General features: G+C 73.2%; 10 protein-coding genes and 1 pseudogene. 1 reads left to right on the top strand and 10 read right to left on the bottom strand.

The window, feature by feature from the left end:
* From E1283_RS19760 to E1283_RS19735, 6 genes and pseudogenes are all read right to left on the bottom strand, one after another.
* A pseudogene (locus tag E1283_RS19760) lies at positions 1-930 on the bottom strand (hypothetical protein); the annotation flags it as partial.
* Between the two features lie 39 nt (positions 931-969).
* On the bottom strand, positions 970-2244 hold the full coding sequence (locus tag E1283_RS19755) for an NlpC/P60 family protein (RefSeq protein WP_132819426.1): 1275 nt from the start codon (positions 2242-2244) through the stop codon (positions 970-972).
* A gap of 319 nt (positions 2245-2563) precedes the next feature.
* Entirely contained in the window at positions 2564-3220 is a 657-nt protein-coding gene (locus E1283_RS19750; RefSeq protein ID WP_132819425.1) for a TetR/AcrR family transcriptional regulator, read from the bottom strand.
* A 27-nt stretch (positions 3221-3247) separates the two neighbouring features.
* Positions 3248-4855 carry a xylulokinase gene (locus E1283_RS19745; protein ID WP_207930461.1) on the bottom strand — a complete coding sequence of 536 codons (1608 nt, stop codon included), beginning with the start codon at positions 4853-4855 and terminating at the stop codon, positions 3248-3250.
* Positions 4856-4860: 5 nt separating this feature from the next.
* The gene (locus tag E1283_RS19740; protein WP_132819424.1) at positions 4861-6294 is read right to left on the bottom strand and encodes an aspartate aminotransferase family protein; all 1434 of its coding nucleotides are present in this window, start codon (positions 6292-6294) and stop codon (positions 4861-4863) included.
* A gap of 11 nt (positions 6295-6305) precedes the next feature.
* Positions 6306-6953, bottom strand: coding sequence for a class II aldolase/adducin family protein (locus E1283_RS19735; protein ID WP_132819423.1), 648 nt, complete (start codon positions 6951-6953; stop codon positions 6306-6308).
* A 172-nt stretch (positions 6954-7125) separates the two neighbouring features.
* Here E1283_RS19735 and E1283_RS19730 point away from each other — a divergent pair, with 172 nt between their 5' ends.
* On the top strand, positions 7126-9171 hold the full coding sequence (locus tag E1283_RS19730; protein WP_132819422.1) for a neutral/alkaline ceramidase: 2046 nt from the start codon (positions 7126-7128) through the stop codon (positions 9169-9171).
* Between the two features lie 5 nt (positions 9172-9176).
* Here the strand turns inward: E1283_RS19730 and E1283_RS19725 are convergent, their stop codons facing one another.
* From E1283_RS19725 to E1283_RS19710, 4 genes are all read right to left on the bottom strand, one after another.
* Entirely contained in the window at positions 9177-10004 is an 828-nt protein-coding gene (locus tag E1283_RS19725) for a carbohydrate ABC transporter permease (RefSeq protein WP_132819421.1), read from the bottom strand.
* Positions 10001-10888, bottom strand: a complete 888-nt coding sequence (locus E1283_RS19720) for a carbohydrate ABC transporter permease (RefSeq protein WP_132819420.1) — start codon at positions 10886-10888, stop codon at positions 10001-10003. Before E1283_RS19720 ends, E1283_RS19725 begins: the two co-directional genes overlap by 4 nt.
* Positions 10869-12215 (bottom strand): ABC transporter substrate-binding protein, encoded by a 1347-nt coding sequence (locus tag E1283_RS19715; RefSeq protein ID WP_132819419.1) that lies wholly within the window; start codon positions 12213-12215, stop codon positions 10869-10871. The genes E1283_RS19720 and E1283_RS19715 overlap by 20 nt, the downstream gene beginning before the upstream one ends.
* 112 nt (positions 12216-12327) lie before the next feature.
* Positions 12328-13065 (bottom strand): FadR/GntR family transcriptional regulator, encoded by a 738-nt coding sequence (locus tag E1283_RS19710; protein WP_165956183.1) that lies wholly within the window; start codon positions 13063-13065, stop codon positions 12328-12330.
* Positions 13066-13128: the final 63 nt, after the last annotated feature.

Here is a 13128-nt window from a genome sequence, read left to right as displayed (position 1 = left end):
GCGGAGGTGGAATTCGTTGGTGCTGGGGCGGTAGATGCCGACGTTGTCGGCGTGGCCGCCGTCCCAGTTGCCGGAGATGGGGAGGTCTCCGGTGGTGCCCCACTTGATTCTGATGGTGTTGCCTTCGTCGCCGCGGAGGTGGAATTCGTTGGTGCTGGGGCGGTAGATGCCGACGTTGTCGGCGTGGCCGCCGTCCCAGTTCGCGGCGACGGGCAGGTCACCGGTGGTGCCCCAGCCGATCCTGATCAGGGTGCCGTCGTCCCTGCGGAGGTGGAACTCGTGGGTGCTCTGTCGGTAGATGCCGACGTTGCCCGGGCCCGGATCCACGGTCTCCTCGAACACGGCGGCGACGATGCGGTCGCCGTCGGCGGCCTGGGGCTGGTAACGCTCCGGGAAAGCCGACCGCTGTACGGCCTGACAGACCTCGCCTATCGGTCTGGTCTGCCAGTTCGACACGGTGAGCATCGCGTTGAGGAACGCGTTGGTCGCCCAGGTCGGGTCCATCCGCTGGGCGAAGGAACCCCAGCTGGCCCGTTGCTGGAACAGACCCACGCTGTCGTGGTCCTCCATGTTGGGGTTGTTGCGCAGGGTGGTCTCGACGATCGAGGTGGTCACGGCGAGGACGGCGGCCCGCCGGGGCAGGTCGCGGGCCTGGACCGCCCTGACGATCGCCCGGGCGCAGGACACCCGGTAGGGCGTCATGTAGCCGTTCAGCGTTCCGGTCAGCACGCGGTTGAGCTGGTTCGCGGTGGCCTGGTCGGAGTCCTGGATGGTCCCGCAGGAGTAGTCGGGAGCGGCGGTGATGGCGGTCGGGTCGGAGAGGTCGACCTCGTCGTCGGCGCGAACGGCCGGAGCGGCGGCGAGGAGCGTGGCGGCGACGGTCGCGGTGGCGGCGATGGCGGCGAGGCGGTGACGCGGGATGCGGGGCATCGGAATACTCGACTTCCGTGAGGAGGACGGTGGGGTGGCTCAGCCGCGGGCGTCCCAGTTGGCGGAGACGGGGAGGTCTCCGGTGGTGCCCCACTTGATCTTGACGAGCTTTCCGTCGTCCATGCGGAGGTGGAATTCGTTGGTGCTGGGGCGGTAGATGCCGATGTTGTCTGCGTGGCCGCCGTCCCAGTTGCCGGAGATGGGGAGGTCTCCGGTGGTGCCCCACTTGATTCTGATGGTGTTGCCTTCGTCGCCGCGCAGGTGGAATTCGCTGGTGCTGGGGCGGTAGATGCCCACGTTGCCGGCGTGGCCGCCGTCCCAGTTGCCCGAGACCGGCAGGTCACCGGTGGTGCCCCAGCCGATCCTGATGGTGTTGCCTTCGTCGCCGCGCAGGTGGAATTCGCTGGTGCTGGGGCGGTAGATGCCCACGTTGTCCGCGTGGCCGCCGTCCCAGTTGCCCGAGACCGGCAGGTCGCCCGTGGTGCCCCAGCCGATCCTGATGGTGTTGCCTTCGTCGCCGCGCAGGTGGAACTCGTGGGTGCTGGGGCGGTAGATGCCGACGTTGTCGGCGTGGCCGCCGTCCCAGTTCGCGGCGACGGGCAGGTCACCGGTCGTGCCCCAGCCGATCTTGATCAGGGTGCCGTCGTCCCTGCGGAGGTGGAACTCGTGGGTGCTGGGGCGGTAGATGCCCACGTTGCCCGGGCCCGGATCGACGTCGTCGTCGACGATGCTGTTGTTGCGGACCGGCCTGAAGGTGCCGTGGCCGGAGAAGTACGGGTAGGGGATCGTCCGGTGGTGCACGCCGCTGCCGGTGAACTCGTAGCCGCGGTACGAGGTCCGCGACGAGTCGGTCCACTCCTCGAAGATCGCGATGTGGCCGTTGGCGCCCGCCGCGTCGTTGAGCAGGGCGTCGCCGGCCCGCAGGTCGTCCTTGCCTATCCAGGAGGCGACACCGCCGGGGACGAAGCTGGTGGTGTCGAGCCCGGGGGTACCGAGACGCCAGGCCATCGACGCGAAGCCGGAGCAGTCCGTGCGGTAGCCCTGGTAGGTCCGGTCCCAGCTGTACTCGAGCCCGATGCCGACCCAGGACGCCGCCCGCCTGATCACCTCGCCGCGGGTGATCTGGGGCCCGGCGGCCAGGGGGACCGCGACGGACGGCCCCTGACCGGCGCCGCCCCTGTCGTTGTCCGCGACGGCGGACGGCGGCGCGTCGTTCTCCGTGGCCAGGGTCGGGGTGCTGGTGACGACGCCGGCGATCAGTGTGGCGGCGGCCGCGACGATCAGTGTGCGGCTCAGGGCATGCCTGGTGGACATGGGTGGTCCTCCCGGTTGACTGTGGATGCGGGGTGGCGCTCGGCCCGCCTGCTCGGCGGGCCCGGAACGTGACCTGCGTCCGGTGTTGCCTTGTCGGGCACCGGATGCGCGTGTGACGGCTGGTCACGCAGCGGCATCATTCAGCCATCGCTCGAGGAGAGTCAATCTTTAGTGAAAAAGTGAGGGAGGGCGGGCATGCTTGACCGGTGCACATCAGGTCGATGAGTTATGGCGATATAGAGAGACAGAGCGACGGAAGTCGCAGATGGGGAACCGGCCACCCGTCGTTCGCCTTTGGCTCAAAGCTTTCACTATAAAGTCAGCTGCGGTGCCGGGGGTCGGCGACGATGTCGGCCAGGTAGAGGCGCTGGATCCGCCGGGCCTCGCCCAGGACGACCGGGTCGCCGTCCGCCGTGTCGCGGAAGGCGAACTGGAGCAGCGCCTCGGAGGCGCACACCCCCGCCCGGCAGGCCACGGCCAACTCGGGGCTGTCCACCAGACCCTCCTGGGTGACCAGGATCCGCCGCAGCTGGTCGGCCACCATCGCGTTGTTGTCCTCGTCGAGCCGGAGCAGCTCGCGGCTGAGATAACGCCCGGCGCGGATGGCCAGATAGCCGGGGTTGCGCCGGTACAGCTCGACGTAGCGGTCGAAGATCAGGTTGACCAGGTCGAACCAGCGGGCGGCACGGGCGTCGTGCAGGATGGCCCGCATCGCGGCCGAGTGTTCCTCCATGTGGTGGCGCGCCACCGCCGCCAGCACCGCGTCCTTGTCGTCGAAGAACTGGTAGAGCGTGCCGACCGGCACCTCGGCGTCGGCGGCGATCCGGCGTGTGCTGAGGGCCTCGACGCCCTCGGTGGCCAGGATGCGGTCCGCGGCGGCCAGGATCGCCTCGACGCGGGCGCGGCTGCGCGCCTGTTGCGGCGCCTTCCGCAGGCCGTGGGCCGGGGTCAGCTGGGACATCGCCTCGTTCGTCATGGGGTTCGCCGTTCGACGCGGGTCATTCTATCGAGGCGGCCGGGCCGGCGGTCGGCCGTTGAGGGCGGCGTAGATCCCCCGGTTGTGCCGGTAGAACGACCGGAAGGCGGCATAGGCCCGGTCGTAGACCGGCCGGTTGGCGGGGTCGGGGGTGAACTCGGCGGCGATGGCGACCTTCTCGGGGATGTCCGACCAGTCGAGCTCGCCCAGCGCGACGGCCGCGATCAGCGCCGCGCCGCGGGCGTTGGCCAGCGCGGGCTCGGCGACCTGCCGGATGGTGCGGCCGAGGACGTCGGCCATGGCCTGGCACCAGAGGGGGGAGGTGGCGCCGCCGCCGATGAAGTTGAGGTGCGGGAAGGGCCGGCCGGTGAACCGCTCCACCGACTCGTTGAGCCAGCGGGCGTTGAGCGCGATCCCCTCGAAGGTGCTGCGCGCCAGGTCGGCCCGGGTGGTGGTGAGCGAGACGTTGAACCAGCCGCCCCGCACCGTCGGATCGTCGACCGGCGTGCGCTCGCCGTTCAACCAGGGCGTGAACACCACCCCGTTGCTGCCCGGCGGGGCCTCGCCCGCCAGCCGGTTGAGCCGGGCGAGCAGTTCGTCGCGGTCCTCGCCGGCCGCGTCGGGGTCGCGGCCCTCCGGGCCGAGGACGTTGCCGATCAGCCAGTCGATCCCCTTGCCGGCCACGTCCTGGATGGTGGCCACCCAGTACGAGTCGGGTACCACCGAGGGCAGCGCGGCGACGTTGTGGAGGACGTCGGTCTTCTTGCGCGGCACATGGCAGGACAGCCAGGCCGAGGTGCCGACGCACAGGTGCCCCTGGTACGGCAGGACCGCGCCGGCGCCGATGGCGGCGGCGGTGGTGTCGCCGGTGCCGGCGGCCACCAGGACGTGTTCGCCCAGGCCCAGCTCGGCCGCCGCGGCGGGCAGGATCGGCCCGACGACGGTGGCGGGCTCCACCAGCGCCGGCAGCCGGTCGCGGGGCAGTCCGCTCAGCCTGACCAGCCGCTCGTCGTAACGGACCGCGCCCGGCGTCCGGTTGTCGGTGCACCAGCGCAGCGCCACCGTGTCGTGGCCGGCCACCGGCCGCCCGGTCAGCCGCATCGTCAGGTACTCGGGCACGTCGAGGAGGTGGGCGGCGCGCGCGAAGACGTCCGGCCTGGCGTGCCGGAGGAACTGGCTCTGCCCCACCGGGTCCTTGCCGGTGAGCGTGGGCGCCCCGCCCGATCTGGCGATCCAGGCGCGCAGCCGGGTGGCGTTGTAGCCGGTGCCGGGGACCCGCAGGCCCCCGCCGGCCAGTCGGCGGGTGTGCTCGGCGCCCCGGCCGTCCATCCACAGCAGGGCGCGGTGCAGGTGCCGCCCCTCGGCGTCGACGGCCACCGTGCCGCCCCACTGGGCGGAGAGACAGATCGCCGCGATGTCCGAGACCGGCACCAGGCGCCGGTCGAGCAGTCGGCGCAGCGTCTCGCGGATGGCCCGCCACCAGTCGTCGGGGTCCTGCTCGGCGCCGCCGCCGGGCAGCAGGTGGAGCGCGGTGCGGGCGGTCTCGTGTCCGAGGATCCGCCCGTCCGTGCCGGCGAGCACGGTTCGCGACCCGCTGGTGCCGAGGTCGACGCCGATCACGTAGCGGCGCGCCACCGCCGTCAGATCCTGGCGAAGACGCGGTCGAAGCGGGCGAGGGCGTCGTCGACGACGTCGTCGGTGTGGGCCATGCTGGTGTAGAGGCGGCTGCCGGCGATGGTGACCAGCCCCTCGGCGGAGTACGCCATCGACATCTGGCCGAGCATCTCGGTGCGCGGGCCGAGCTGGTTGAAGAAGTCCGGGTCCTGTAGCGAGAGATGGAGCACGCCCGAGGTGTGCAGGTGCACGATCGAGCCGATGTTGTAGGTGACGTAGGGGAGTTCGTACCGCTCGATGAGTGCCGCGAGACCGGCGCGCAGCCGGTCGCCGGCCCGGCCGGCGAGCCCCGGCGCTCCGGTGCGGTCCATCTCGGCCAGCGCGTGGTAGCCGGCGACGCAGGAGAGCGGGTTGGCGGAGAGGGTGCCGCCGACGAAGGCGCGCTTGCCGACGGCGGTGAGGCCGCCCTCCAGCACCGACATCACCTCGTCGCCGCCGCCGATGCCGCCGGCCGCCGGGTAGCCGCCGGCGACGCACTTGCCGAACACGGTCAGGTCGGGGCGGACGCCGAAGTAGCCCTGGGCGCCGCCCATGCCGAGGCGGAAGGCGGTGACCACCTCGTCGAAGACCAGCAACGCGCCGAACTCGTCGCAGAGTTCGCGGATCCGCGCGTTGTCGTCGTGGCGCACCGGATGGGTGCCGCTCTCGGGGCCGACCGGCTCGACGAACACGGCCGCGGTGCCGCCGATCTCCTCGTTGGCCACCAGCAGTTCGCGCAGCCCGTCGAGGTCGCCGGGCGGCACTTCCTGGGTGAGCCGCAGCGCGCCCGCCGGGATGCCGGTCGCCTCCAGGCTGCCGGTGCCCGGGATGCGCAGCCCGAACACCACCTGGTCGGACCAGCCGTGGTAGGCGCCGCCCACCTTGATCACATGGGCCCTGCCGGTGTACGCGCGGGCCACCCGCACGGCGGCCATCACGCCCTCGGTGCCGCTGCCCAGCATCCGGAACCTGCTGACGGCCGGCATGAAGTCGTGGATGAGCCTGGCCAGCCGGACCTCGGAGGAGTGCAGCATCCCGGTGACGGGCCCGCACTCGGCCAGCAGTTCGGCGACCTTCTCGCGCACCGGCCCGTAGTTGCTGCCCAGCACGGTCGGGCCGCCGGCCTGGAGGAAGTCGTGGTAGCGGTTGCCGTCCACGTCCCACAGATAGGGCCCCTCGGCCCGGACGACGTCCAGCGGCCAGGGCTCGTTGAGCGCCAGGTTGTGCTGGACGCCGCCGGGTATGTACCTCGCCGCCTCGGCCGCCGAGGCCCGGGAGCCCGCCGTGTGCTTCTCGAACCAGGCGCGGTAGTCGGCGAGCGTCGCGTCGTCCGGCCGCCGGACGGGGGTGGAGACGAGCCGGGCGAGGCGGTGTTCGAGCGCGTCGACGTCCGGCCAGTGGGAGATCGCGGGTGAGGCCATCGCCGGTCCCTTCACAGCTTCCTGGTGGTGCCGTAGTCGCCGGCGAGCGCCTGGAGGATCACGGCCTCCTGGGCCTTCTCGTCCAGCAGGTGCGGGCTCCCGAGAGCGAGGCAGCGGGTGTACAACTCCGCCACCCACTCGGTGAGTTCGAGGTTGGCGACGGCCTTCTCCACGGTGCCGCCGATCGCCAGCGAGCCGTGGTTGCGCAGCAGCGCGGCCTGTCGGCCGTCCAGCGCGGCGACCACGTGGGCCGCCAACTCGTCGGTGCCGTAGGTGGCGTAGGGGGCGACCCGGACGGTGCCGCCGAGCGACAGCATCGCGTAGTGCACCACCGGGATCTCGTCCAGGGTGCAGGCCAGCGCGGTGGAGGTGACCGCGTGGGTGTGGGTGATCGCCCCGGTGCCGGTGGCCCGGTAGACGGCCAGGTGCATCGGCACCTCGGACGTCGGCGCCAGCTCGCCCTCGACGATCCCGCCTTCGAGGTCGAGGACCGTCATCATCTCCGCGGTCAGCTCGCTGATCACCCCGCCGGTCGGCGTCACCGCCACCAGGTCGTCCACCCGGACCGAGAGATTCCCGCTCGTCCCGATGACCAGGCCACTCGCCGCCAACCGCCGGCCGGCGGCCGCCAGTTCCTCACGCTCCCGTTCCAGCAGCATCGCTACCCACCCTTTCCATCCCCCGCACCGACGACGAGGCGAAACCGTGCTCGCCCGCATGCTAGGCCAAAAAATGAACGTGATACATATTCACAACCGAGTCGGTCGCGGCCACTCTGGCGGTATCCCCCGGGTCGGCCGACGAGTCGGCCGGGGCAGACGGGAGCCGACGATGCCGCGTCACGCCAGCAGAAGAGACGTCCTGCGCGCCGGGACCGCGGTGGCCGGGGTCGGTCTCCTCGGCGCGGTCACCGCCGTCCCGGCGCGCGCCGCCGACGCCGAGAGCCCCTATCTCGTCGGCCGCGGCATCGCGGACGTGACCGGCGAGGTCGCCGAGATCGGCATGATGGGCTACGGGCGGACCGACCAGCAGGCCCGGGGGCTGCACTCCCGGCCACGGGCCAGGGCCTTCGTCGTCGTGGACCGCGCGGGCGGACAACGGGTCGCCCTGGTCGTCGCCGAGCTCGCGATGATCTTCGACAGCGTGCACCAGGAGGTGCTGCGCCGCCTCGGTCGTCGTCACGGGGAGCTCTACACCGCCCGCAACGTGCTGCTCGCCGCCACCCACAGCCACGCGGGCCCCGGCGGCCACTCGCACCACGCCCTCTACAACCTGACGACCCTCGGCTTCCACCCGACCACCTTCGCGGCCGTCGTGGACGGCATCGTGGAGGCCGTCGACCGCGCCCACCAGGACCTCGCCCCGTCACGACTGGTGCTCGGCCACGGCGAGTTGCGCGGCGCCAGCGTCAACCGCTCCCGCTCGGCCTTCGCCCGCAACCCCGCCGACGTCACCGGGCACTTCCCCGACGCCGTCGACCCGGCGACCACGCTGCTGCGGGTGGAGCGCGGCGGACGCCCGGTGGGCGCCGTCAACTGGTTCGCCACCCACGGCACCAGCCTCTCCGGGGACAACCGGCTGATCAGCACCGACAACAAGGGCTACGCGGCCTACCACTGGGAGCGCGAGGTGGCCGGCGGCGACTACCTGGCGCCCGGCGGGCCCGGCTTCGTCGCCGCCTTCGCCCAGACCAACGCCGGCGACATGTCGCCCAACCTCGACCTCCGACCGCCCACCACGCCCGCCGACCTCGACGCCGCCAGGGCCAACGGCCTGGCCCAGTACCGGGCCGCCGCCGCGCTGACGACCGGCGGCACCCCGGTCACCGGTCCCGTGGACTCCCGGCTCGTCCACCTCGACCTCTCGGACGTCGCCGTCGGCGCCGGGTTCACCGGCGACGGCCGGCCGCACCGCACCTCCGAGCCGGCCGTCGGCGCCGCCATGGCGGCCGGCAGCACCGAGGACGGGCCGGCCTTCCCGGGCTTCGTTGAGGGAGAGAACCCGTTCTGGGAGCTTGTCTCGGACACCCTGATCTACACCGTCTCGCCCGAACTCCGCGCCGCCCAGGCCCCGAAGGACGTCTTCGTGCCGATCGGGGCGATGAACCGGCTCTTCCCCTGGGTGCCCGAGCGCTTCCCCCTCCACCTGGTCCGCATCGGACAGCTGTACCTGATCGGCGTGCCGGGCGAGGTCACCATCGGCGCCGGGCTGCGGCTGCGCCGCACCGTCGCCGCACTCGTCGGCGCCGACCTCCGCGACGTGCTGGTGGCCGGCTACGCGGGCGGCTACTTCCACTACGTGACCACCCCCGAGGAGTACGACGCCCAGCAGTACGAGGGCGGCAGCACCCTGTTCGGCCGCTGGCAACTCCCGGCGCTCCAGCAGACCTTCGCGTCGCTGGCGACCGCCCTGCGCGACGGGCGCGACGTGTCGCCGGGTCCCGGCACCCCGGACAACTCCGCGAGCGCGCTCTCCCTCCAGCCCGGCGTGGTCCTCGACGCGCCGCCGCTCGGCCGCGCGTTCGGCGACGTGCTCACCGAGCCGGACGCCGGCTACCCGGCGGGGCGGCGGGTCAGCGTCGTGTTCGCCGGCGCCCACCCGTCCAACAACCCCCGGCGAGACGACAGTTACCTGCGTGTGGAGCGGCGGCTCGACGACGGCGGCTGGGCGACCGTCGCCGACGACGCCGACTGGTCCACCGGCTTCCACTGGGCCCGCGACGGCATCGCCGCGTCCCGGATCACCGTCACCTGGGACGTCCCGCCGGCGGCCGAACCCGGCGTGTACCGGGTCCGCTACTTCGGCGACGCCCGGTCCCTCACCGGTGTCGTCCGCCCCGTCTCCGGCACCAGCCGGCCGTTCACGGTGACCCGCTGACGCCCTCAGTCGCGCGTCGCCCCGCGCAGCAGCCCGGTGACGAACCCCCGCTGGAACACGGCGAACAGCACCAGCAGCGGCAGCATCACGATGACCGTGCCCGCCGCCAGGGTGGGGACGTCCGTGCTGTTCTGCCCGACGAAGAAGCCCAGGCCGGCCGGGGCCGTGTGCCGGGCGGTGTCCTGGATCAGGACCAGCACCAGCAGGAACTGGTTCCAGGACCACAGGAAGACCAGCAACCCCAGCGTCACCAGCGGCGGCCCGGCCAGCGGGAGCAGGACCCGCAGCAGGATCGTGCCGGACGAGGCGCCGTCCATCCGGGCCGCCTCGACCAGCGACGGGGGAGTGGCGCGGAAGTGGGCGCGCATCCAGAAGACGCCGAACGGCAGGAACAGCGCGATCTCCGCCAGGATCAGGGCGGGATACGAGTTCGTCAGCCCGAGCCCCCGCAGGTCGTGGTGGAGCGGCACCACGACCAGCTCGACCGGGATGGTGAGGCCGGCGACGAAGAACCCCGCCACCGCGCCGCCGCCCGGCAGCCGCATCGCGCCCAGCGCGTAGCCGGCCGCCGCCGACAGCGCGAGCGTGGCGGGGACGACGCCGAGCGCGACGACCAGGCTGTTGCGCACCAGGGTGGCGAAGCCGGCCACCGACCACGCCTGCCGGTAGTTGTCCCAGCTCCACCGCTCCGGCCAGGCAGGACCCACCACCGGGGTGCCGGCCGGCTGCACGGAGGCCAGGACGACGCTCAGCAGGGGCACCAGGACGACGATCGCCCCCGCCGCCAGCAGCACGTGCCCCGACCAGCGCTCCGCCGCCGAGACCCGGTTCAACGCCCCGCCCCCGACAGCCGGTTCACCGCGGCGACCAGCGCGAGGACCAGGCACCCGAGGACCACCCCGAGGGCCGACGCCAGGCCCACCCGGCCCTCCGAGAACGCCAGCCGGTAGATCAGCAGTCCCGGCACCGTCGTCTGCTCGCCGGGGCCGCCGTTGGTCGTCACGTAGACCAGGTCGAAGCCCGCCAGCGCGGCCACCGTGGTCACGGTCAGCGCCACCGCCAACTCGCCGCGCAGCTGGGGCAGGGTGACCGAGACGAACTCCCGCACCGGGCCCGCCCCGTCGAGCCGGGCCGCCTCGTACAGGCTCGGATCGATCCTCCCCACCCCGCTCAGGAGGAGCATCAGGCACAGCCCGCTCGACACCCAGGCACCGACCAGGCCCACCGCGACCAGCGCCGCGTCGAAGTCGCCGAGCCACGCCCGCCCCACCCCGGCCAGGCCGACCGCGCGCAGCGCCTGGTTCACCAGGCCGTCCTCCCCGTACAGCCAGCGCCAGGTGACGCCGACCGCGACCAGCGGAACGACCTGCGGCAGCAGCAGCACGAAGCGGTACCCCGCCATGCCGCGCCGCCGGTGCCCGGCCAGCAGCCCCGTCGCCACCAGGCCGAGGACGACGGGGAGGACGGAGAAGAACCCCACGAGCGCCAACGAGTTGAGCACCGCACGGCGCAGCACCGGGTCGACGACGACCTCCCGGTAGTTGGCGAGCCCGACCCACCGGCCCAGCGTGACGCCGTCCCAGTCGAACAGCGACAGGTACGCCGTCCGCAGCGCGGGCAGCACCGCGAAGGCGAGATAGACGGCGAGCGCCGGCAGCACGTACAGGTGACCGCGCCACCGCCGGGCCGCCGACCGGCTACCCCGGGTGCGCCGCACGCCACACCTCCTGCGTCGAGGCCAGGAAGTCGGCCGCCGCCACCCGGTCCGCCAGGAGCTTCTGCACCCCGGAGCGCAGCGCGTCCAGCATGGCGGGCGCGGCGAAGTCGGGGAAGGCGGTGATCCCGTCGTCGGCGACCGCGCGTCGGTGCCCCTCCGCGATGTCGGCGAACACGCCCGTCGGCGGCGGCACCGCGTCCGGGTCGCCCGGCAGGAAACCGTGCTCGGCGATGATCACGTTCGCCTCGGGCGAGGCCAGGAAGTCGAGGAACGCCCCCGCGGCCGCCGGGTGTTCGGTACGGGACGAGACGGCGAAGGCGAAGCCGAAGCCGGAGGCCACCGTCGGGCCGGCGGCGTGCTCACCCGGCATCGGGAAGAAGCCGAGGTCGTCGCCGAGGACGTCGGCCAACTGCCCGGCGGCCCAGTTGCCGTTGAGGAGGAAGACGCCGTCGCCGCGGGCGAACCGGGCGGTGGAGTCGACCTGCGAGGTGCCGTTGGCGGCGTCGTCGACGAAGCCGCGGCGTCCCCACGCGACGAGGCGCTCGGTGGCCGCCAGCGCCCCCGGCGTCTCGATGGTGGCGCCGGCCACCCCGTCCACCCAGTCCCGGTAGTCGTCCACGCGCACCGTCTGGTTCAGCAGCGCGGCCCACAGGTGCAGGCCGCCGGCGTCCAGGGCGCCCACGGCGAGCGGCGTCAGGCCCGCCGCCCGCGCGGCGGCCAGCTGCTCCTCGAACTCGCCGAGCGTCGCGGGCGGCCCGTCGATCCCGGCCCGCGCCGCCAGCTCCCGGTTGACATAGACGCCGGTCATCGACAGCCCGGCCGGCATCCCGAACAGCGCGTCCCCGCCGGTGGCCCCGCTGGTCAGGCCCGCGGTCAGCTGGTCGAGGCTCACCGGCGGCACCGACGCGTCCCAGCCGTACGCCGCCCGGTAGCCGGCGAGGTCGAGGACGTGGCCGGCCGCGGCGAGCTCGCCCATGCCGACCGCGTACTGCGCCAGGTCGGGGGCGGAGTCCGACGTCATGGTGAGCCCGAGGCTCCGGACGTAGTCGGAGAACGTCTTGTACCGCGGCTCGACGGTGACGCGCGGGTGCCGGGCCTCGAAGGCGGCGACCAGGGCGTCCACCATCGGCGGCGCGTCGGTGAACTCCAGGCGCAGCGTGACGTCCCCGTCGGGCACGGCCGTCGCGGACGGCGCGGCCCGTGGCCCGGGCGCCTCGATCGCGCTGCCCGGTGTCAGGGCCTGGCAGGCCGCCAGCGCCCAGGCGAGGAGGGCGGCGCCCGCCACGAGCGCGCCGCGGGCGCGGCACGGGCGGCGGGCGTCGGCCACCGGCGGCCTCCCAGGGCTCGGCGTCGTCTCGGGCTGGTCGGCCGCTTCCTACCCCGGTCGCGGCCGAACCCGAGCCGAAGTCACCCCCAACGGTGGGTCGTCGAACGCGCGTTCAGTCGGGTGGTGCGCCGGGCGAGGCGGCGATCTCCCGCTCCGCGGCGTCGATGATGCCCAGCACGGCCGCCGCGGCCGCCGCCGGGTCGCCCGCCTCGACGGCCGCCACGATGGCGCGGTGCGCCGGCAGCGAGGACGCGACGGCCCCCGGCGTCCTGGTGCTCACGGCGAAGCTGTGCTCCAGCGCGATGTCGATCGCCCGGCCGAGCGAGCCGAGGAGCCGGTTGCCGCTCGCGTCGAGCAGGGCCCGGTGGAACGCGATGTCGGCCTCGACATAGCCGCCGCGCCCGGGGCGCGCCGCCGCGACCTCCATGGTCGCCAGGGCCTCGTACAGCGCCGCCACGTCGGCAGGCCGGGCCCGGCCTGCCGCGAGCCTGGCCGCCTCCGGCTCGACGATCCGCCGCAGCTCGCCGGTGTCCCGCAGCAACGCGGCCGAGTCGCCTTCCTGTTGCCAGCGCAGCACGTCACGGTCCAGATGGTTCCACTGCTCCGGGGGCAGCACCCGCGTCCCGGTGCGCGGACGCACCAGCAACATCCCCTTCGCCACCAGCGCCTTGACGGCCTCCCGCAGCGCGCCCCGGCTGACGCCGATCTCGGCGGCCAGCACGTCCTCGACCGGCAGCGCCCGCCCCGGCTCCCACTCACCGCCCACGATCCGGCGGCCCAACTCGTCGACCACCCGCTGATGCATGGTCCGGTACCGCATCACGATCTTTGTCCGCCCTCTGGACGTGATTCATCGAATCATCTAATGATTGCTCTCAGGTTAACGCGACCTCCAGCCCCACCGGCCCCCGAG

This window comes from Streptomyces hainanensis (genome assembly GCF_004348415.1).
Lineage (GTDB): Bacteria > Actinomycetota > Actinomycetes > Streptomycetales > Streptomycetaceae > Streptomyces > Streptomyces hainanensis.
The sequence above is the reverse complement of the archived record's forward strand: the minus strand, read 5'-3'. Positions and strand labels throughout refer to the sequence as shown.

What these genes read in the sequence shown, in the direction of transcription:
- E1283_RS19750 (WP_132819425.1), bottom strand. Translation starts at nt 3,220, where the DNA reads ATGACGAACGAGGCGATGTCCCAGCTGACCCCGGCCCACGGCCTGCGG.
- E1283_RS19735 (WP_132819423.1), bottom strand. Translation starts at nt 6,953, where the DNA reads ATGCTGCTGGAACGGGAGCGTGAGGAACTGGCGGCCGCCGGCCGGCGG.
- E1283_RS19755 (WP_132819426.1), bottom strand. Translation starts at nt 2,244, where the DNA reads ATGTCCACCAGGCATGCCCTGAGCCGCACACTGATCGTCGCGGCCGCC.
- E1283_RS19740 (WP_132819424.1), bottom strand. Translation starts at nt 6,294, where the DNA reads ATGGCCTCACCCGCGATCTCCCACTGGCCGGACGTCGACGCGCTCGAA.
- E1283_RS19730 (WP_132819422.1), top strand. Translation starts at nt 7,126, where the DNA reads ATGCCGCGTCACGCCAGCAGAAGAGACGTCCTGCGCGCCGGGACCGCG.